This is a genomic window from Microaerobacter geothermalis, assembly GCF_021608135.1.
Lineage (GTDB): Bacteria > Bacillota > Bacilli > DSM-22679 > DSM-22679 > Microaerobacter > Microaerobacter geothermalis.
Genome location: NZ_JAKIHL010000001.1, coordinates 67877 through 87213 on the forward strand (window position 1 = coordinate 67877; position 19337 = coordinate 87213).

23 protein-coding genes are annotated in these 19337 nt (G+C 39.4%); 11 read left to right on the forward strand and 12 right to left on the reverse strand.

Annotated features, from left to right (window positions below):
- Window positions 1-172 precede the first annotated feature (172 nt).
- The 3 genes from L1765_RS00350 (at window position 173) to L1765_RS00360 (ending at window position 2850) form a co-directional block, all read left to right on the forward strand.
- A complete protein-coding gene (locus L1765_RS00350) occupies window positions 173-364 on the forward strand; it encodes a hypothetical protein (RefSeq protein WP_236403112.1) in 192 nt (63 codons plus the stop codon).
- Window positions 365-453: 89 nt separating this feature from the next.
- On the forward strand, window positions 454-690 hold the full coding sequence (locus L1765_RS00355) for a hypothetical protein (protein ID WP_236403115.1): 237 nt from the start codon (window positions 454-456) through the stop codon (window positions 688-690).
- Window positions 691-1176: 486 nt separating this feature from the next.
- On the forward strand, window positions 1177-2850 hold the full coding sequence (locus tag L1765_RS00360) for a putative glycoside hydrolase (protein WP_236403116.1): 1674 nt from the start codon (window positions 1177-1179) through the stop codon (window positions 2848-2850).
- Between the two features lie 119 nt (window positions 2851-2969).
- Here L1765_RS00360 and L1765_RS00365 read toward each other — a convergent pair whose 3' ends face one another.
- From L1765_RS00365 to L1765_RS00385, 5 genes are read right to left on the reverse strand one after another with little or no spacing between them, the layout of a single operon-like run.
- Entirely contained in the window at window positions 2970-3275 is a 306-nt protein-coding gene (locus L1765_RS00365) for a metal-sulfur cluster assembly factor (protein ID WP_236403118.1), read from the reverse strand.
- Between the two features lie 47 nt (window positions 3276-3322).
- Window positions 3323-4576: a hypothetical protein gene (locus L1765_RS00370; protein WP_236403120.1), complete on the reverse strand. Its 1254-nt coding sequence runs from the start codon at window positions 4574-4576 to the stop codon at window positions 3323-3325.
- A gap of 3 nt (window positions 4577-4579) precedes the next feature.
- A complete protein-coding gene (locus L1765_RS00375; protein ID WP_236403122.1) occupies window positions 4580-4801 on the reverse strand; it encodes a DUF2249 domain-containing protein in 222 nt (73 codons plus the stop codon).
- Between the two features lie 4 nt (window positions 4802-4805).
- Window positions 4806-5042, reverse strand: coding sequence for a DUF2249 domain-containing protein (locus L1765_RS00380; RefSeq protein ID WP_236403124.1), 237 nt, complete (start codon window positions 5040-5042; stop codon window positions 4806-4808).
- A gap of 34 nt (window positions 5043-5076) precedes the next feature.
- Window positions 5077-5748 (reverse strand): Crp/Fnr family transcriptional regulator, encoded by a 672-nt coding sequence (locus tag L1765_RS00385; RefSeq protein WP_236403125.1) that lies wholly within the window; start codon window positions 5746-5748, stop codon window positions 5077-5079.
- A gap of 163 nt (window positions 5749-5911) precedes the next feature.
- Here L1765_RS00385 and L1765_RS00390 point away from each other — a divergent pair, with 163 nt between their 5' ends.
- From L1765_RS00390 to L1765_RS00405, 4 genes are all read left to right on the forward strand, one after another.
- On the forward strand, window positions 5912-7069 hold the full coding sequence (locus L1765_RS00390) for a TIGR04053 family radical SAM/SPASM domain-containing protein (RefSeq protein WP_236403128.1): 1158 nt from the start codon (window positions 5912-5914) through the stop codon (window positions 7067-7069).
- A 713-nt stretch (window positions 7070-7782) separates the two neighbouring features.
- Window positions 7783-8238 (forward strand): c-type cytochrome, encoded by a 456-nt coding sequence (locus L1765_RS16045; RefSeq protein ID WP_236403130.1) that lies wholly within the window; start codon window positions 7783-7785, stop codon window positions 8236-8238.
- A 46-nt stretch (window positions 8239-8284) separates the two neighbouring features.
- Complete coding sequence (gene nosZ, locus L1765_RS00400) at window positions 8285-10168, forward strand: Sec-dependent nitrous-oxide reductase (RefSeq protein WP_236403133.1); 1884 nt, start codon at window positions 8285-8287, stop codon at window positions 10166-10168.
- A 184-nt stretch (window positions 10169-10352) separates the two neighbouring features.
- On the forward strand, window positions 10353-10928 hold the full coding sequence (locus L1765_RS00405; RefSeq protein WP_236403134.1) for a hypothetical protein: 576 nt from the start codon (window positions 10353-10355) through the stop codon (window positions 10926-10928).
- A gap of 104 nt (window positions 10929-11032) precedes the next feature.
- Here the strand turns inward: L1765_RS00405 and L1765_RS00410 are convergent, their stop codons facing one another.
- Window positions 11033-11719 carry a Crp/Fnr family transcriptional regulator gene (locus tag L1765_RS00410; RefSeq protein ID WP_236403135.1) on the reverse strand — a complete coding sequence of 229 codons (687 nt, stop codon included), beginning with the start codon at window positions 11717-11719 and terminating at the stop codon, window positions 11033-11035.
- 12 nt (window positions 11720-11731) lie between these two features.
- A complete protein-coding gene (gene mqnE, locus L1765_RS00415; protein ID WP_236403136.1) occupies window positions 11732-12844 on the reverse strand; it encodes an aminofutalosine synthase MqnE in 1113 nt (370 codons plus the stop codon).
- A gap of 198 nt (window positions 12845-13042) precedes the next feature.
- Between mqnE and L1765_RS00420 the strand changes: the two genes are divergently transcribed.
- Together L1765_RS00420 and erpA are read left to right on the forward strand one after the other, a co-directional pair.
- On the forward strand, window positions 13043-13282 hold the full coding sequence (locus tag L1765_RS00420) for an aspartyl-phosphate phosphatase Spo0E family protein (RefSeq protein WP_236403137.1): 240 nt from the start codon (window positions 13043-13045) through the stop codon (window positions 13280-13282).
- Window positions 13283-13376: 94 nt separating this feature from the next.
- The gene (gene erpA, locus L1765_RS00425; RefSeq protein ID WP_236403142.1) at window positions 13377-13730 is read left to right on the forward strand and encodes an iron-sulfur cluster insertion protein ErpA; all 354 of its coding nucleotides are present in this window, start codon (window positions 13377-13379) and stop codon (window positions 13728-13730) included.
- Window positions 13731-13756: 26 nt separating this feature from the next.
- Here erpA and L1765_RS00430 read toward each other — a convergent pair whose 3' ends face one another.
- The 4 genes from L1765_RS00430 to L1765_RS00445 all read right to left on the reverse strand — a co-directional run bounded on the left by L1765_RS00430 (window position 13757) and on the right by L1765_RS00445 (window position 16460).
- Entirely contained in the window at window positions 13757-14569 is an 813-nt protein-coding gene (locus tag L1765_RS00430; protein WP_236403144.1) for a response regulator, read from the reverse strand.
- A 67-nt stretch (window positions 14570-14636) separates the two neighbouring features.
- Window positions 14637-14894 (reverse strand): hypothetical protein, encoded by a 258-nt coding sequence (locus L1765_RS00435; RefSeq protein WP_236403146.1) that lies wholly within the window; start codon window positions 14892-14894, stop codon window positions 14637-14639.
- An 18-nt stretch (window positions 14895-14912) separates the two neighbouring features.
- Window positions 14913-15107 carry a hypothetical protein gene (locus tag L1765_RS00440; protein WP_236403147.1) on the reverse strand — a complete coding sequence of 65 codons (195 nt, stop codon included), beginning with the start codon at window positions 15105-15107 and terminating at the stop codon, window positions 14913-14915.
- A gap of 351 nt (window positions 15108-15458) precedes the next feature.
- Window positions 15459-16460: an NAD(P)/FAD-dependent oxidoreductase gene (locus L1765_RS00445; RefSeq protein WP_329609970.1), complete on the reverse strand. Its 1002-nt coding sequence runs from the start codon at window positions 16458-16460 to the stop codon at window positions 15459-15461.
- A 406-nt stretch (window positions 16461-16866) separates the two neighbouring features.
- On the opposite strand from L1765_RS00445, the gene L1765_RS00450 reads away from it, so the two are divergent.
- Together L1765_RS00450 and L1765_RS00455 are read left to right on the forward strand one after the other, a co-directional pair.
- On the forward strand, window positions 16867-18057 hold the full coding sequence (locus L1765_RS00450) for an NAD(P)/FAD-dependent oxidoreductase (protein ID WP_236403958.1): 1191 nt from the start codon (window positions 16867-16869) through the stop codon (window positions 18055-18057).
- 209 nt (window positions 18058-18266) lie between these two features.
- Window positions 18267-18422 carry a YuiA family protein gene (locus L1765_RS00455; RefSeq protein WP_236403965.1) on the forward strand — a complete coding sequence of 52 codons (156 nt, stop codon included), beginning with the start codon at window positions 18267-18269 and terminating at the stop codon, window positions 18420-18422.
- A 30-nt stretch (window positions 18423-18452) separates the two neighbouring features.
- Here the strand turns inward: L1765_RS00455 and L1765_RS00460 are convergent, their stop codons facing one another.
- On the reverse strand, window positions 18453-19196 hold the full coding sequence (locus L1765_RS00460; RefSeq protein WP_236403149.1) for a chlorite dismutase family protein: 744 nt from the start codon (window positions 19194-19196) through the stop codon (window positions 18453-18455).
- Window positions 19197-19337: the final 141 nt, after the last annotated feature.

Here is a 19337-nt window from a genome sequence, read left to right on the forward strand (position 1 = left end):
TACCTTCCCCTAAGAAGGTCTGGAGATGATCCGGACCTTTTTATTTCGAGCAAAACTTTCCAATCACAAAAATGTCGAAAAATTTTAACAAAATTCTCGCAAAGTATTGGATAGTTTTGAAAAAAATAATATATAATGAAAGTATATCAATATGAGGGGGAGGGAGAAGAGAATGAATCTGGTAAAGGAACATTCATTGAGACAGGAATTATTTGAAGAATCGCCTCATTTGATAAAAACGATGACAGAATTGGACATCAGTTATTCATATTGGAGTATGGACCGAAAGAAGAAGGATATCCGCTTGGGAGGACAGTATGAATCCACCCTCTATTTAAATAGGGAAAAGCCAATTCTCCGCTAGTGCTGCCAACATATTTCTTTCTATCTTATTTCTAATCTCATGTTTCCATACTTAGCAGAAGACTCCCATCTTCTATAAGTGGGAGATGAATGCTGACTGATTACAAACATATTCAGAAATTACGAATCAAACGACATCATATCCTTCAGAATTATCTCCATCAAGCAAGCAGAATAATAATCGAGCTAGCAAAAACCTATCAAGTGGGGAAAATCGTCATTGGCGAGATCAAAGAGATCAAACAGCATAATCCAATAAAAACCTTTGTCCAAATTCCAATTCAACGCTTTGTACAGATGAATATTACAACAAAAACAGACGAATAGAGAGAGGACTATTTCGCACCAATCAAAATCAACTGATAAATGCAGATATTAGTGGACACGTTAAGTGGTGAGTAGTTCACAGAGATAAGAAATCGCTGCTTGAATAAGTTATTTGATATCGTGGAAGTTAACAGTGGGAAAAGCATCCACTCATACAGTTGTTGTAAAGTTACTTATGGCACATTTTGAAAAGAGAAGCATAAAAGATTTATGGAATCCCCCTTATATTCACCCAGCTTGTTTAAGTAAGGTCGAGATCATTAATGGAATCTCTTCAATTTTACTCCACGGAGATATAAGTCATTACAGGGAACAAAAAACGCATTTTAAAGATTGAATGAAGTACAGCAATGAAATGGAATTACTATTTTGGGACCGGTTGTAAGTGGAAATTTCAGATCCATTTTTTTCTTTTTGTAAAAATATATTTTTTATTTGCGAAAAACATGTAAAATAAAAAGGAATCTACTAACGGGAGAGAACAGAATGAGAAAAAAATGGACCACCTTATTATTTCCACTTCTATTTGTTCTGGTATTTTCTGTCATTGCAGCATGCGCCAACACCCCCTCGGAACCTGTAGAAGAAAATCCTTCTGCGGGCAAAGAACCGGCTTCCCCTTCTGAACCAGCCAATCAACAGCCCGAGGAGAATCCGGATAATAACGGATCAGACAAAACATCTGCAGAGAACGATACAGTTGACAACCCGGATAATGACCCACTAGATGAACAACCTGTTTCTGAACCTGCTGGTCCAGCCAATCCATCGTTAAAATTTACTTATCCGGATGCCGTAAGGGGGATCTATGTAACTGGCAATTCGGCAGGAGGGTCAAGATTTGACACGTTGGTACAGTTGGTAAAATCATCAGATTTAAATGCGATGGTCATTGATATAAAGGATGATTGGGGAAATGTAACCTATATTCCAGAGGGGACTCCCTATGTTGATGCGGGAAAGCCATTGATCAAAGATCCTGAATCTGTGTTAAAAACTCTTTCGGAAAATAACATCTATCCAATCGCAAGGATTGTTGTATTCAAGGATACGGTATTGGCCAAGAAGAGACCGGACCTTTCCTATATTTCTTCCAATGGAGCTTTATGGACCAATGGCAGGGGTGAAGCCTTTGTGAATCCTTTTCTTAAGGAAGTTTGGGATTATAATATCGGAATAGCCAAGGAAGCGGCAAAGTTGGGCTTCCAAGAAATTCAGTTCGATTATGTTCGTTTTCCTGAAGGATTTGAAAGACGGGATGAATCTCTTACATACTCTCTAGGGAGCTATGAAAATCAGACCCCTACAAGGTTTGTAAAATTGGAAGCTGAGTATAAGGAAAAGATGGAGGCTTACCAGAAGCAGTTTGCCCAATTGTCTCAAAAACGGGATAAAGCCAAGGCAATCTATGATGAAGCAGTGAGTCAATTAAATGCTGCGAAGGCAAACAATCAAAGTAATACGGAAGATGCAAACGTTCATAATAATACACCGAGTGGAAATCAGTCTGCTGAAACTGAAAGCAACAAAGATCAGAATGAACTTGAAGCAATTGAACAAAAGATAAAGGAAGCGAAAGTAGCGTGGGATAAGACAGAGGAAGATTTAAAAAATCTTGAAAAGAGCAAACCCAAGGAACCCAACTTCAGCAATAAAGAACGTCTGGTTCAGCTAAGGGTTGACGCGGTTACTGATTTTGTTGCCTATGCCAAAAGGGAGCTCGAGCCTTTGGGTGTAAAGGTTTCCGTTGATATCTTTGGTTATACTGCCACCTTACCTGCCGGGGCTCCTGGCATTGGCCAAGACTTTGTGAGGATCAGTGATCAAGTAGATGTGATTTCATCCATGATTTATCCAAGCCATTGGACCTCTTATTTTGGAATTGCTAAACCTGATAAAGAACCCTATCGTTTGGTTCAGGAATATGCGAAGGTGGAAAAAGAAAAGTTAAGTCAATTGTCTGATCCGCCGATTTCAAGGCCGTGGATTCAAGATTTCACCGCTTCTTGGCTTGGGCAGGGAAATTACATTTCCTATGGAAAACGTGAAGTAGAGGCTCAGATTCGCGCTTTAAATGAGGCGGGAATTAAAGAGTTTCTGATTTGGAATGCAGGGAATAATTACACGGAAAATGTAGATTACACTCCTTTACAACCATAATAGAGAAAAAGAGGCTGCCCCATAGGCATATGAATTCTACTGAGGGGCAGTCTTCTTTTGTGCCAGTCTTATTCCCAACAACCACCGCTTTTTCTACAAATCGTGATTCCGCTATCTTTTTACCAGCCTTGAAGCTGCTGTTTTGCCTTTTCTGACATTCGCTCTGGCGTCCATGGGGGAGACCAGACCAGATCGACATGAACCAATTCCACCCCGGGAATTTGCTGTACCGCATTTTGAACTCCCCTGCTAATACTATCATGGAGGGGACATCCGGGTGTAGTAAGGGTCATGGTGATATTTACACTTTTTCCGTCTTCAACTAAATCAATGCCGTAGATTAAACCGAGATCCACCACATTAATTCCCAATTCCGGATCATATACGTCATACAATTTCTCCCGGACCATTTCTTCTGTAACCATATTATAACCTCCCAAAAAAAATTCTATACGAACGGATTTCATCCAAACTATTTTCGAAAAACATTTAGAACCGAATAGGTATAGAGGATGACACCGACCATTGTAATGGACTGCATCAGGTAAAGAATGGACGAATACCCTGTGAGGATTGAAATGGAAAAGCCGATTGTTCCTATGATAACCAATAAAAAGATTTTTTTTCCTAAGGATTCGCTGATCAAATCCTTTAATTGGGGAACGTTGCTCTTCCCGATTTCTGTGCTGTATTTGGCTGTCCACCATAAAAAGGGAATAATCTTATACAGATATCCCAATATACTTAGAGAAATCCATCCATAAATGAACAAATAAATCAAGGTGAGGATCAGTTTGTTTTCCCCATACCATATCAATGAAACAGGAAAGAGGATAAAAAGGATCAAACCAATCACGATGGCCTTAAGTGAGGTTTCTATTCCGATATCAAGTTTTTTCTTCATTTTTTTACTTATGATACCCTTCACATGGACAGCGAAAAAGAAAAATGCTGCTGCAATCAGAATAAGGCCAATCACGATAAAAAATTTCTCCTCCAAGATAAGGGATATAGAGGTGGAAATAATCCCTCCATGGAATAGGGTAAGGATCCAGCGGGGCCATTTCTCTGAAAAACCATGGGATAGGGTGAACATAGGGACCATCTTAAATGAAAACCCGATGATCAAAAGGGTAAACCAACCAATCAGACCTAGAAGAATATGAATAGGAAATAACCGATTGTACAAAGAGCCTAAAAAAGACCATTTTAAATTTAGTGCAAGGATCAGCCCTAATAAAACGGTTAGGAAAAGATAGCTGACTGACGACAAAACAAAGGCGGAAATATAGGTCTGCTTGCTCATTTTCCCAATCGTTTTAAATATGTTGTAGATAAACAACAGTGCCCCTAGAAAGGCGAGGAAACCAAATAAATTAAGGATGAAAGGGTTAAACGAAAAAAATCCCCATAAAAGTCCAAGGACCCCGATGGTATAAATATAATATTGGATTGTGCCTAATTTTTCACTGTATAAAGGGACTTGAAAAGCCACAGTGACCAACTGATACATGGCCCCCATGGCAATCATGGTTCCCCAACCAAGGAGGGTAAGGTGGGCAACTGTCCACATCACAGGCCCTCGAAAATTGCCGGTGCCAAAGGCGGGAATTGCCCAGAAGAACAGAAAATTTAAAAGGAAAAAGGCGATGACTCCGGTCACCAGAAACTTAAGCGGCAATTTTATATCTGGGGAATTTGCTGATGAAGCAGCTGGAAACATCATCATTTACCCTCTTTTCGTAATGGTAATTTTAAAGCTGCCATCCTCCTGTTTTTCCGTTTCATGGGTATGGCCTCTTTCATCCAATTCCGGATACAAAAACATCGGCTGTCTGTCATTTATAATGGTTAAAGTATCTCCTGCATTGATTTCATCCAATTTTTGTAAAGTCCTAATCATCGGCTCCGGTGGGGTTAAGCCCCGGTTATCCAAAACATAATGAGCCATCATCTTACCCTGCCTTTGTAAAGGTAATTACAAAGTGATCCTCTTCCAGTTGCTCTACCTTAGAATCATAGCCCTTGCTTTTCATCACTCCCAAAAGGGGGACCGGATTAAAGATGGCATGCAGGATAAAGGTATCTTCTGGTTTTAGCTGACTTACGGTTTCCATAATCACTTGAAAGGGTTCTTTTTTCTCCCTTAATAGCGGACGCACATCTAGTTCAACAACATTCTTTTGTTCCATGATCATTCCTCCAATACGTTAGATCGTTTCATTTTTAATTGATCTCTTTTAAATCCTCAATATCATAAATAATATATTGACCGTTTCGAATATCGATTTTTCCCATCTTCTTTAGCTGGTTTAAGGTTCGGCTTACCGTTTCCCGAGATATGCCGATCATGTCGGCAATCTCCTGGTTGGTCACATTTAGCTGTAAAGTGACTTGATTATCGTTTCTTTTACCATGATCAATGGCCAAATGAATAAATGCGGAGATTGTTCGTTGTACCGCATCTTTGTGGGTAAGTTCTGTGACCCGGCGCTGTAGCATCAAAATTTTGTTCCCCAAAATTTTTGTCACATTGACCGATAATTGAGGAATTTCCGCCATCAGTTTCTGGTAAGATAGTAGCGGAAAAGATAAAAGAACAGCGTCTTCCAGAACCTCGGCATTAGCCGGATAGGTTTCCTTGAAGAAAAGACCGGTATGGGGGAATAGGTCCCCCTTTGGAATAAAGGATAAAATCTGCTCCCTTCCCTTATCATCAATCCGGTAAATTTTGATCAGACCGGTTTGGACGAAAAAAAGATGGGTACAAGGATCACCTTCCAAAAAAACCTGCCGCCTTTTTTTATATTCCTGCGGTGTGGTGAGTTGGGCGATGCGCTCCACGTCTTCATGGCTTAATTCTTTACAAATTGGTAATCTTTTCAGAAAATCAAGCACAGGTTCCAGCTAATATCACCTCCTTGGGTGTTCCTTAGTTAAGTAACATAGAAACATTGTTTAATCATAGTGTAAAATAACTTGCGAGAATCATCTGTGATTTATGTCATAGTTTGATGAATTTTTTCACATTAAAATAGTGTAAAAAGGAGGTCGTCTGGATATGTCTAATATTTTTTTTGATGGTCAAGAAGAGTTTCCTGATATAAAGGGTGTAAATAGAAACAGAGATTATAATCAGTCTCCTTTTATTGCGATTTGGGAAGTGACGAGGGCGTGTGCCCTCAAATGCCTCCATTGCCGAGCGGAAGCACAATATAATAGAGACCCCAGGGAGCTTACCTTTGAAGAAGGAAAGAAGTTGCTGAACGAAATTGCTGCCATGGATTATCCCCTCCTAGTATTTACCGGTGGAGACCCCCTTATGAGAGAAGATATTTATGATTTGGCCAAATATGCCATCGACATCGGTTTAAGGGTGTCAATGACTCCAAGTGCCACTCCCAAGGTAACGAAAAAAGCCATTGAGCGGGCGAAGGAAGTGGGACTTTCAAGATGGGCCTTCAGTTTAGATGGCTCCACTGCCGAAATCCATGACCGTTTTCGCGGGACGAGCGGTTCCTTTGATTTAACGATGAAAGCGATTCAATATTTGAAAGAATTGGAAATTCCATTACAAATTAATACAACGGTTTCCAGATACAATATTGATGATTTGGACAACATTGCTCAAAAACTGGAAGATATGGGCACCGTGTTGTGGAGTGTTTTTTTCCTTGTCCCGACAGGAAGGGGGAAGGAAGGAGACATGATTTCACCCGTGCAGCATGAACAGGTTTTTAACTGGTTATACGATTTAAGCAAACGGGTTCCCTTTGACATTAAAACAACGGCGGCTCAACATTACAGACGAGTTGTATTGCAGCGCAAGAAAGAAGAAAACCCTGGGGTTGAACGTACCTTTTCTGAAGTGATGACGGGTAAACAGCATACAAAAGACGGACTGGGAAGAGCTCCGAAAGGGGTGAATGATGGGAATGGATTTGTTTTCATATCCCATATTGGAGATGTTTATCCCAGTGGCCTACTTCCTATTAACTGCGGAAATGTAAGGGAACAAAGTTTATCTTCCATTTACAGGGATTCCCCCGTATTTCAGGCACTAAGAAATCCCAGTGGATTTAAAGGAAAATGCGGAGTTTGCGAATATAGAAATATCTGCGGTGGGTCTAGGGCTAGGGCTTATGCCATGTCAGGAGATTATTTGGAAAGTGAGCCATTCTGCACTTACATCCCCAAGGGATACAAAGATAGCTTATAAAGAAAACTCGCCGATTGGCGAGCCCTTTCTTATTAGCTATATAGACGGAATAAAAGAATTTATACGGACAGCCTTCGAGTTTGTTCTAAGCGAAGAAGCTAAAGAACGGGAATTAGCCCTCAAACTGACTCCACCTTTGAAATACCCAGATGTTTTTGAGGGCTCCGTTCTTTAGACTTTGAAGCGGATCTGAATTACTTCCTGAAGAACTCGACAAGCGGACGTGTAAATCTTTAATTCCAGATCTATAATAAAGTTAAATCATAAAAGTTCAAAAAAAGGTCAAAATGGGAAATGGGTATATTCCAATGGATATACCCATTTGTTATTGATAGGGTGAGTTTTCACTATTTAAGAAAAGAAAATAGTTTCTCTATAGTTTATGAACAAATTGTGAACACCATCACCAATGTGATATATATCACACTTTTATTAAAAACCGGTATTTAATATTAGAATTGAAGCTGATATATCGCTTTCTTTGATGACGATCCAATACCGGTGAATGCATGCAAAAACAAAAGGATACTTTATTTGTAATTAATTCAAATGATGAATATATTGTGAACATTGATACAAATATATTTAAACTTTTTGTTTAAGGTGCTACTATTTTTTGTACTGAAGTAGTACTGCTACAGTATCGAAAAGATGATACATTGGTGCTACTTTAAGTGAATTTAATATACTACTTTTTTGGGGGGGTGAAGAGAGTGGGTAGATGGCTTGGATTTTTTGCCATTGGACTCATTGTAGGCTTAGTCGTTACTGTGGGGTTAGGTCAGTATATCGGTAAGGATACTCAGACAACCACTCAGGTAGTAAATGAACAGCCTGCAGAAAAAACAGAACCGGCAAAAGAAGAACCGGCTAAAGAATCAGCAACGGAAGTGGCACAAAAAGCTACGGTGCCTGAAGCTCAAATTTTTGCCGACAAGGGATGCACGACCTGCCATTCTGTTAATGCATATGGATTAACTGGAGGAAAACAGGGACCTGATTTATCTGGTGCTGTGGAACATGTGGAAAGTGCCTATGGAAAAGACTTAAAAGCTTTTCTGGATAAACCCGATAGTGTGGTTATGTCTGCTGTATTAAGTTCAGCTATTCAGTTAACAGAAGAAGAGAAGAACACGATTGTAAAATTGCTTAGTGAAGTAGAAAAATAATGGTAGAAATGCAAGTGAAAAACCCAAATGGGAGGGAAAAGTGAGTATGGAAAAGAAAAAGGGTTGGATATTCCCATTAGTATCCGGGTTGCTGGTTGGAATTTTGATCGCAAGCATCTTTTTCGTTAGTCCAAATCAAGTGACGAATAATATTACATCTTCTACAACGGCAGCCAATACTGCGGCTGAAAAAACCTATGTACCCCCTGGGCAGTTGGATGAATATTATATTTTCGCCTCTGGAGGTCATTCGGGTAATCTTTATGTGTATGGCGTACCTTCCATGAGAAGGATTCGAACTATTCCGGTGTTTACTCCAGAATCAGCCACTGGTTATGGTTTTGATAAGGACAGCAAGGAAATGTTGGGTGGATATACATGGGGAGACCTACATCACCCCGCTATTTCTGAAACCGATGGAGAATATGACGGCAAGTGGCTATTTGCCAATGATAATGCCAATAACAGAGCGGCTGTCATCGATTTGAAGACTTTTCAAACCAAAGACATCCTTGGTCCGATTCCTAATATAATGGGGCCACACTGTGCAGCCTTCGTAACACCGAATACAGAATATTTCTTTATGCCATCCCGTTTTGCGGCTCCAGTTGACGGACAATATGCTGATGTCAAAGAATTTAAAGAGAAATATAAAGGAGTCCTTGCTGCCATTTCCTTTGATGAGAAAACTGAAAAATTGAGTACAGCTTGGGAAGTGATGCTGCCCCCATGGTCCTATGATATTTCCGATGCCGGTAAAAAATCTTCTGATGGATGGGCTGTTCTTTCCACCTACAACACCGAAGAAGCATATACAACCATTGAAGTGGGCGCATCTCAAAATGACCGTGACTATATCGTTGTTTTAAACTGGAGAGGAATTGAGAAGGAAGTTGCCAATGGCAATTTTGAAGAAATTGGCGGGGCCAAAGTATTTGATCCGGTGAAAAATCCCGGTTATGTATTTTTGGTACCTGTATCTAAGAGCCCCCATGGTGTTGATGTGACTCCTGATGGAAAATACTATGTTGGAAGTGGAAAATTAGCTCCAACGGTTACCGTATACAGTTTTGAAAAGACCTTTGAAGCTATCAAGAACAAGAAGTTTACCGGAGAAGTCAGAGGGTTGCCAGTGATTGACTACGATACGGTAAAAGAAGCAGAGGTAGAAGTTGGACTTGGGCCGCTCCATACCCAGTTTGGCGCTGATGGTGTTGCTCTTACCACTCTGTTCTTGGACAGCGCCATCGCAAAGTGGAAAATTGGCGAATGGAAAGTAACGGATAAGGTTCAAGTACAGTATGCACCTGGGCATTCAGTAGCTGCTGAAGGAGATACTGTATCACCAGATGGAAACTATATTGTTGCACTAAACAAAATTGCCAAAGATAGCTATCTCTCAGTGGGTCCCTCCCACCCCGAAAGTATGCAACTGATTGATCTAAGAGGAGAAAAGATGGAAGTGCTTTATAGTGCTCCAGTGGATCCAGAACCTCACTATGCTCAGATGATCAAGGCAGATAAGATCAAGACCATAGAAGTATTTGAAAAAGATGTGAATCGACCTAACTCCGTTTGGAAGAAGGAAGATGCACGGATTGAACGCAATGGTGATGAAGTTCACGTCTATGGATATGCTGTCAGAAGTCGCTTCGTATTTAATGGAAAGAGTGAAACAGAACCAGATGTCATTCGTGTAAAACAAGGGGATAAAGTTACAGTTCACGTCACTAACATTGACCTTGACGAAGACATTACCCATGGTTTCGGTATTCCGTTATATAATCTGAACATGGAAATTCAGCCTGGCGAAACCAAGACCATGGAATTTGTAGCAGATAGATCAGGAGTATTCCCCTACTACTGCACCAACTTCTGTTCCGCTCTGCATCAAGAAATGCAAGGATTTTTGTTGGTTGAACCCAAGTAATGTTTTAAGTGATGTGAAGGAGAAAGAAGGAATCTTGTATGGGATTCCTTCTTCTTTTCCATTTATCCGGTGGCTAACTACCTTAAGGATTCTTACTTCTTGGTGATAGAAGCGGAACTTAAGATTGACAGATCCATGAGTCGATTCACGATGCATAAGCAGGTTGAAGGGAGGAAAACTTCTAATGGAGTTTTTAAAACAGAGGTTGAATGGAACGGGCAGATGGGTAATTGCGGTTAGTGCCATATTTCTTGTTTTGTCTATTTTCTTCCCCTGGTGGGGAATGACGCTAACCGCACCACAATATCCCGATGGACTCAAGATTTTGGTATATCCGACCAAATTGGATGGACAAATTGATATTATTAACACATTAAATCATTATATAGGTATGGAAGAAATTACCGAGGAACAGTTTCCGGAATTTAAGTTTCTTCCAATTCTTATAGGTCTTTTAGCCTTTATGGTTTTGATTACCTCATTGATAGGAAAAGTCCGCTGGGGAATGATTTCTTTGGTGCTTATCACCATCTTTGGTATCTATGGACTTTATGATATTTATCATTGGTTGCAAACCTTTGGAACCAATCTGGCTCCAACTGCGCCGATTAAAATCCCGCCCTTTGTTCCTCCGATGGTTGGACAGAACCAACTTGCAAATTTCGTAACTTATACGGGATTTTTAACGGGTGCTTATCTCTTTGCATTGGGAGTAATCTCTTTAATTGTTGCTCTATGGAAATGTAGACAAAAAAGATAGCAGCGTAAAAATTGCTGCATCATTTAAATGCTCCAATAAATCGGGAATTCAACTGTATGAGTTGAATTCCCGGTTTTATTAATCATGGATCCTTCCATACCCAATTATTCTATAAATGCCTTAAGCTTCTCCATATCCTTAATCACTAGGACTCCTTTTTTCATTTCGAGAATACCATTCCGTTTTAAATCGCTCACCATCCGGTTAATATTTTCCCTGGATGTCCCAATAAAGTTGGCTAAGTCCTGATGAGTCAAATTGAGGTTTATTTGAAGACCTTCATCTGTTGTTATTCCATAGTCATTTGCCAAACGAAGGAGAGTGGCTGAAAAAGCTCCTAATTTACCGTATAAGGCCACATCCCGTAATATGGTTTGTGCGGTACGCAGCCGATTTCCCATTACCTGGATGAGAGTAATAGCCAAATCAGGATTTTCGTATACTAATTTTTCTAAGGAGGCATTTCGGATGAAGGAGATGACACCGGTTTCCATCATTTGGGCAGTCGCCGGATAGGTTGCCTTATCCTTTGCAAATAAGGCAACCTCAGCAAATAGCTCTCCTGGGCGACGAATATTAAGGATAATTTCTTTTCCGTCAGGGGTGGATTTGGTTAAACGAACTTTCCCTTCGATAACGAAGTAGATGGCTTCAGCTGGATCGTCCTCTGAAAAAATGATCGTTCCTTTTTCCACTTTTTGTTCAACGACTAGCTGCTGAATCACCTCCCTTTTTTCTTCGGGTAGATCAGCAAAGAAGGGAATCGAATTGATAAAGTTATTTTTCTGCATGGGCACCCCCAATTATTTGTCGTAAATTTTTAGTTCGTTATAAAATGTATCCCTCTCCACTGGAATCTTGTTTGCACCTTGGATTAACCAAATCAATTCATCCCTTGTAAGGGCAGAATCAGTTAAAGCTCCAACCGCATGGCTGATTCTTTCTTCAACAAGTGTTCCGTGGATATCTGAAGCACCAAATGACATGGATAATTGGGCTAATTGAGTTCCAATGTTAATCCAGTAAGATTTGATATGAGGGAAATTATCCAGCATGAGACGGCTGATGGCGATGGTTTTCAAATCATCAACAGCAGAAGTTCTTCTTTTAATAGATGCAGACTTGCTCATGGGTTGTACCGCAAGAGGAATGAAAACCATAAATCCTCCAGTCTCATCTTGAAGTTCCCTTAATCGGATCATGTGCTCCAATCTTTCTTCAAGGGATTCAATAGACCCATACAACATCGTGGCATGGGTTTTTAAGCCCATTTGATGGGCTGTTTTGTGAACATCCAGCCATTCTTGGGTACTTGCTTTATCGGGGCTCATTTTTTTTCGATAGTTCTCCGTTAAAATTTCTGCCCCTCCTCCAGGCAATGTTTCCAATCCTGCGTCAATAAGTGCAGAAAGAACCTCTTGTATCGTTAGTCCAGAAATTTTAGAGAAGAATTGAATCTCAGCAGCAGTATATGCTTTAATCGTTGCACTTGGATAATTTAGTTTCAGTACACGAATAGTTTCCACGTAATAATCAAAGGGGACGGTATGGTTATGGCCTCCCACAATATGAAACTCTCGGATATGTTCGTTCCAGCGTTCCTTTACATAATGGAGCACATCCTCGGGAGACATGGTATAGGCCCCTTCCTCTTCCGGCCTTCTCTTAAATCCGCAGAATTTGCAGCTTGCTTCACAAACATTGGTCGGATTAATATACATATTTTGAATAAAATAAACTTTATCCCCATTTTTTTTCAGGTTGATTTGATTAGCCAGTTGTCCGATAGTTAATAAATCAGATGACTGATAAAGAGTCATTCCGTCTTCTATGGTGAGCCGTTCTCCATTTGCCACCTTTTCAGCGATCGCGGACAATTCTTTGGTGGGTGCCCATTCTTTCGTGAAGATATTCATTTTATTATTCCTCCTCAAACCCTAATAAAATCAGGCGATTTATATAAAATCAACCATGTCTAAACCCATTATAAAACTCTTATGGTGAAATGGGCAATTCGTTGACAAAATTCGCCAATTTTTGCTATTTCCAAATGATCTGTGATTTAGTAAAATTATGGTTATCGATAGAAGGGGAATAAGTTGGAGAAATTTATTATGGAGAAAATTGAAATATTGCGTCGGAAGATGGAATATTTAGGTAAGGAAAAGGGGCTAACAGATCCAACAGTATTAAAATATAGCAAGCAAATCGATAAGCTTCACAATATGCTTCTCTACATACAACATTCACAAAGACGGAAAGTTGTTAAACCCAAAAATTCTTTGCGATGGACAGACAAAATAAAGGAAAATCCCTCCTTTTATGAGTTAAAACGAATAACAGCATATAAATAGTACAAATAGGTTTTAACCTTGTGAAACAAAAAATTTCCTTGTATACTTTATAAGAGGGGTTTTACACTAACAATAACCCGAAGGAGGGAAGGTTATGATTACAGTTACTGAACAGGCAGGACGAAAAATTAAGGAATTAATGGCTTCCGAAGAGGGAGAAAACTTATTTTTAAGAGTTGGTGTGAAGGCTGGAGGATGCAGTGGTTTTTCATACGGAATGGGATTTGATCATGAAAAGCAAGATGATGATCAAGAGTTTGTGCAGCAGGGAGTAAAAATTCTAGTTGATTCATCCAGTGCTAAGTATTTAGAAGGTGTAGAAATCGATTATAAGGAATCCATGATGGGTGGGGGTTTTACCATCCATAATCCAAATGCCGTTGCTACTTGCGGTTGTGGAAGTTCCTTTAGAACAAAAGAAGAAGCAGGTAATCCTACAGAATGTTAAAAACGCCGAATTCCGGCGTTTTGTTTTCATTCTCTTTTTGTTTTTCTTGAAAGTTTAGAAAATCTAACCAAATCATCTATCTCTTTCGAATCAGTAGGATAAGAAGCAGCTCCTATTTCCATAAGGTAATATGGATGTTCCTGGGTAAATACATAAACCGTATGCCACAATTTCTCTATAACAACCTGGGCTCCCTGATGATCGGTCATCGGTAACAGGATGAATAATTCATCTTCAAATTGGAGAATAAGATCAATCCTCCTTAGTTTAGGTTGAATGAGTTCATAGATTTTCTCGAAATATTCCTGTTTGGATAAAAATATTTCTTCATTAGTCAATTTATCTTCTATAGTTGTAATATCCATATTAATCAGCGAAAAAGGTTCACTGCTGCGATCGCATCTGAATTTTTCCATTTCAAGCAATTGATCGAGGCTTAGGGTTACCCTTCTAGGAATCTTCTTCTTTAATTTGTGTGAAAGATCCAGAATCTTTTTTACCCGGTGGAGAAATGGCTGCTTTTGAATGGGTTTCACAATAAAATCTGAAGCACCAAGGGAAATGGCTTTTAGAATTGTTTCTCGGTCTGATTTCGCAGACATGACGATGATTGGAGTATGGGAATGGCTGCTTGATTTAATTCTTTTTATTGTATCCCAACCTAATAATCCAGGCATGAAAATATCGCAAATAATACAGTCATAGTATTCTGGTGACGTTTGTAGAAAAAAAATGTCTGCTGATGGATAATCGTCCACTTCGTATCCAACACTTTCCAAAATCTCTTTTACATAATAACGAACAAGAAGAATATCTTCAATCACAGCAATACGCGTCATGGTATAATCCCATCCTCAAAAAATTATGATATATACTTTAGAGTATACCATGAGTTTGGATTGCTGTTTATATAAAAAGTTGTTCATTCATGGCGATTTGCTGAGTATAATGGCAGTTCGGACAAGCAGCAATATGAATACATTGATGATTCATTAGATCAAGATGGCCATTTGAATTTTTTATTGTATCTATTTCTAAATAAGCGCTGTATGGACCAAAAAAATCTCCCAATCTCCCCTTATCCAACATCTCCTTCTGACATTTGGGACAGCGATGATGTAATTCAATCAGACCGTTGCAAAGAGGACATAGGTAGGTAGTCACCGTTTATTCCCTCCCACCCTAACTGTTTAAGTTGCCCAAATATAAAGTATACGCCACATAGCCTCCCAAAAGAAGAAAGCTGGCAATTCCGAATATCAGTCCAATAAGGGACCAGTCCGTTCCTGCCGAAGCCATAATCAGGGATGCAGGAACAATAAAGGTAACCAGAACCAATCCAATTGTATACAAAGTGTTTATCGCTGTTCTCATCAATGATCATCCTCCACCTAAAAGCAAGTTTCCAATGCCCTGCAAAACTGCTACTTATCTCCCAAAAATATCGATGGATGGAACTAATGAATTTACTAAGGACAGCCTTCGAGTTCGTGCTAAGCGGAGAGGCTAAAGAACGGGAATTAGCCCTCAAACTGACTCCATCATCGAGTTACCCGGATGTTTTTGGGGGTTCGTTCTTTAGTGTCAAAGCGGACTTAATAACTTCTCGCCGAACTCGACTGGCAGACGTGTAAATTCATTAGTTCCATCTGTACATCTATAGTGTGTCAAAGATGAAAAAAAATAAACCCTCTGCTAAATTCAACAGAGGGTTTTAAAGGTGTATGGTTACATCTTCATGCTTGAGCTGTGTCCTGGCTGCACTTTTGCGTCTGGATCAATGTAGCTCTTGGCATTATTTACTGCTGTTGGTGCTTCACCAAATCCTACGGCAATCAAGTGAATTTTACCGGGGTAAGTGGCAATATCTCCGGCTGCATAAATGCCAGGGATGTTGGTTTCCATCTTGGAGTTTACGACAATAGAACCTTTGTCCAGCTCTAATCCCCATTCTTTGATCGGACCTATGGAAGAAATAAAACCGAAATTCACAATGACTGCATCCAGTTCTAATACTTGTTTTTCCTTAGTTTTATTATGATAGACAGTCACTTTTTCAATTTTTTCTTCCCCTTCTAAGGATTCAATTTCATATGGGGTCAAAATATTTACTCTTGATTTCATCAGCTGTTCAACACTGTGTTCATGGGCACGGAATTTGTCTCTTCTGTGGATCAAATGGACTTCTTTTGCAATAGGCTCCAACATCAGGGCCCAATCAACAGCCGAATCTCCGCCGCCGACAACAAGAACCCTTTGGCCGCTGAAGGAATTAAGATCATCAACAAAATAATGGAGATTTACGCCTTCATATTTTGCTGCTTCAGGCAGTTCCAGTCTCCTTGGTTCAAAGGCTCCGCATCCTGCAGTAATAATAACGGCTTTCGATAAATGGATTCCTTTATCCGTAGTAAGCTCAAATATTTCTCCGTTTTTTTGCACATTTAATACTTTTTCCTCCAGAACGACGGCAGGATCAAATTGTAGAGCTTGTTCCTTTAAATTGTTAATTAATTCTTGAGCGCGTACTTTTGGGAAGCCAGCCACATCGTAAATATATTTTTCTGGATAAAGAGCAGATAATTGTCCGCCCAATTGTGGCATGCTTTCAATGATTTTTACGCTGCATTGCCGCATTCCTCCATAAAAAGCTGCAAAAAGCCCTGAAGGACCTCCCCCGATTATGGTGATATCATACACTTTTTCATCACGGTTCAACTGTGTTGACATATCACTCCACCTCCTATAACTTATCTGCCGTTAAGATAATCCTTTATCATTATAAATGTACCGGACGAGGAATAAAAGGGTGATTTTTCAGGATGATTCTAAAGATTTTTCCTTTAATTGATGTTTTCAAACAAATTTGTGCTATTTTTCACTTGCAATATAGTGTTAAACCCCCTATACTAGAAGTAGAATATGAACATTTTGTGAACATTTAATATTTTTTATCCCAATTACGGGAAAGATTGCTACCGTGATTGTGATAATTTTCACAAGAAAAAATTTGCAAAACTTAAAAGTTTGGGGAATTAGAATAGGAAAAAGGACACCAGTTTGGTTAATCGGTTTGTATGGAAAAATACCCGTAAAGATATCGGAAGGGAAAAATTTTAGATTGGAAGTGATGGAGATGATGGTTCCAAAAATTTTGATTTTGGGAGCAGGATATGGCGGACTTATGACGATGGTTCATTTGCAAAGGGAACTTAGTTATAATGAAGCGGAAATTACCCTTGTAAATAAACATGATTATCATTATATTACCACCCATTTACATGAACCGGCAGCAGGTACTGCACATCATGAACGAATAAAGATTGACATTAAAGAATTGATTGATGAAAAAAAAGTGAATTTTATTGAAGGGATTGTAAAGGAAATTAAGCCCGATCAAAATCTTGTATTGCTTGAAGACGGACAGGAGCTTTCTTATGATTATTTAGTCATTGCTTTGGGAAGTGAACCAGAAACCTTTGGAATCAAGGGTTTAAGGGAACATGCTTTAAGTATTCGAAACATCGACAGCGTTCGAATGATAAAAGAGCATATTGAGTACATGTTTTCTAAATATAACAATGAACCTGATTGTGAAGAATGTCTTACCTTTGTAGTAGGTGGTGCGGGCTTTACCGGGATAGAATTCGTCGGAGAATTGGCAGACAGAATCCCTGCATTATGTGAAGAATTTGATGTAGACCCGGGAAAAGTAAAAATCATTAATATTGAAGCCTCTCCTTCTGCATTGCCTGGTTTTGACCAGGAACTAGTGAGATATGCCATTGATCTTTTGGAGAAAAAAGGGGTTACATTCTTAGTAAATACGGCTATAAAAGAGTGTACGGATCAAGGTGTCATTTTGGCAAATGGAGATGAGATCAAAGCGGGAACGGTGATCTGGACAGGAGGGGTTAGGGGAAACTCACTGATTGAAACATCAGGATTTGAAACCAAAAGGGGAAGGGCAAAGGTTGACGATTTTCTACGTCCTCCAGGACATGAGAATATATTTATCATAGGGGATTGTTCCTTAATTTTTAATGAAGAAGGGCGTCCTTATCCGCCAACAGCCCAAATTGCTACCCAGCAGGGAGAAAATTGTGGGAAGAACTTAACGGCTCAGATCAGAGGAGGCAAATTGATTCCATTTATTCCTCATATTCGTGGAACGGTCGCATCCCTTGGCAGAGGGGAAGCGGTTGGGGTGGTAGGAAAAAGGAAATTATTCGGATTTACAGCATATGTGATGAAAAAAGTAATTGATCACCGCTATTTATATATGATTGGCGGAATACCTCTTGTGCTAAAGAAAGGTAAATTTTAACAATAGCGCAAATAACCGTTGATTTCAGCGGTTATTTTTTTGATGAAAGTGAATGAAAATAGGCGAAAAAAGCATATGTATTCGCTTACATCATTAAATTTCGCTTAATTTCGGGCGAAAAACAATTTTGCATATTTTCAGTATAATTGATATATTACCTGAAATAAGTTTCGAATTTATAGATACTAGGATGCAAAGGGGTGAGAAAAATGAAAAACCAGGGATTGGCCGAAGAATTTTGTGAATATTGCAACGGAAATGGATATTATCAATTATTATTGGGCGGTTCAGAAACTTGTGCTTCTTGCCAGGGAACCGGAAAAAAGACAAATTATTCACCATGTGAAAATAATATCAAGAAATAAACTCGCCATTGGCGAGTTTTCTTTTTCGTATTACAGGGTATTTAACATATCCATTGCTTCAGGATGGTGAATGCAAGTAAACATGGGGGTATCTCTCAATGTATACTTGCTGGCTTCTGATTCACGCAATTCCTGTACTAATTCCAAGAAGTCTTTTGGTGACTCCGTTTCAAAAGCAACGACAAACTCCTGATCATCGATTCCAAATGAATAGGTAGTATTTAACTTGACAGATGGATACTTGCCACCGATTTGAATATGTTCATCCATCATCCCTTGTCTTGTCGGGAATGTCAGGTGATACCAATCTCTGGTTTTAATGAAGGGATAAACAAAAAGATATTTCCCCTTTCCCGGAACAATATAAACCCTTGGATTTTGGTGCTGCGGATCCATTTTATCGACATAGACGCTTCTTTTGGTTAAAGATAAATATGAATAAGAAAGGGTTACATATTTACCCAATCCTGTATGTAAAAGCTTTGTCATCATTTCCTGAAAAAGATCCAACTCTTTGGAAATTCTCCATAGCATGAAATCTGCATCTGCGCGTATCCCTACTAAGGAGTAACTTAAAATCATCATTCCCTCGCGCTGCTGGTAGAGACGGATCACGTCTGCAAATTCTTTTTTTCCCATTTCTTGCTCCTCCGTGGGGAGCCTTCGCCAAGCTGGATCAACTTTGAAAAAAACGAAATTTACGTATTGTGTGGGAAGACTTCCGTGCTGCTGCTTTTCGGTCATGGCAGGTCTTCCGCCCATTTGTGGACGCATCACCTATACCTCCTTAAATTATACTAACAGATTCATTTTAACGAAAAATGATCTGGATATCAAACAATTCCCCTGTGGAAATGTTGAAATTGACCATATTTGCACAATGAAGTACACTATTGAAGAAGAGAATGAACAAGG

Bases quoted from the DNA above. Each gene is read 5' to 3' on its own strand.
- L1765_RS00350 (WP_236403112.1), top strand. From the start codon at position 173: ATGAATCTGGTAAAGGAACATTCATTGAGACAGGAATTATTTGAAGAA.
- L1765_RS00355 (WP_236403115.1), top strand. From the start codon at position 454: ATGCTGACTGATTACAAACATATTCAGAAATTACGAATCAAACGACAT.
- L1765_RS00360 (WP_236403116.1), top strand. From the start codon at position 1,177: ATGAGAAAAAAATGGACCACCTTATTATTTCCACTTCTATTTGTTCTG.
- L1765_RS00365 (WP_236403118.1), bottom strand. From the start codon at position 3,275: ATGGTTACAGAAGAAATGGTCCGGGAGAAATTGTATGACGTATATGAT.
- L1765_RS00370 (WP_236403120.1), bottom strand. From the start codon at position 4,576: ATGATGTTTCCAGCTGCTTCATCAGCAAATTCCCCAGATATAAAATTG.
- L1765_RS00375 (WP_236403122.1), bottom strand. From the start codon at position 4,801: ATGGCTCATTATGTTTTGGATAACCGGGGCTTAACCCCACCGGAGCCG.
- L1765_RS00380 (WP_236403124.1), bottom strand. From the start codon at position 5,042: ATGGAACAAAAGAATGTTGTTGAACTAGATGTGCGTCCGCTATTAAGG.
- L1765_RS00390 (WP_236403128.1), top strand. From the start codon at position 5,912: ATGTCTAATATTTTTTTTGATGGTCAAGAAGAGTTTCCTGATATAAAG.
- nosZ (WP_236403133.1), top strand. From the start codon at position 8,285: ATGGAAAAGAAAAAGGGTTGGATATTCCCATTAGTATCCGGGTTGCTG.
- L1765_RS00405 (WP_236403134.1), top strand. From the start codon at position 10,353: ATGGAGTTTTTAAAACAGAGGTTGAATGGAACGGGCAGATGGGTAATT.
- L1765_RS00410 (WP_236403135.1), bottom strand. From the start codon at position 11,719: ATGCAGAAAAATAACTTTATCAATTCGATTCCCTTCTTTGCTGATCTA.
- mqnE (WP_236403136.1), bottom strand. From the start codon at position 12,844: ATGAATATCTTCACGAAAGAATGGGCACCCACCAAAGAATTGTCCGCG.
- L1765_RS00420 (WP_236403137.1), top strand. From the start codon at position 13,043: ATGGAGAAAATTGAAATATTGCGTCGGAAGATGGAATATTTAGGTAAG.
- erpA (WP_236403142.1), top strand. From the start codon at position 13,377: ATGATTACAGTTACTGAACAGGCAGGACGAAAAATTAAGGAATTAATG.
- L1765_RS00430 (WP_236403144.1), bottom strand. From the start codon at position 14,569: ATGACGCGTATTGCTGTGATTGAAGATATTCTTCTTGTTCGTTATTAT.
- L1765_RS00445 (WP_329609970.1), bottom strand. From the start codon at position 16,460: ATGTCAACACAGTTGAACCGTGATGAAAAAGTGTATGATATCACCATA.
- L1765_RS00450 (WP_236403958.1), top strand. From the start codon at position 16,867: ATGATGGTTCCAAAAATTTTGATTTTGGGAGCAGGATATGGCGGACTT.
- L1765_RS00455 (WP_236403965.1), top strand. From the start codon at position 18,267: ATGAAAAACCAGGGATTGGCCGAAGAATTTTGTGAATATTGCAACGGA.
- L1765_RS00460 (WP_236403149.1), bottom strand. From the start codon at position 19,196: ATGCGTCCACAAATGGGCGGAAGACCTGCCATGACCGAAAAGCAGCAG.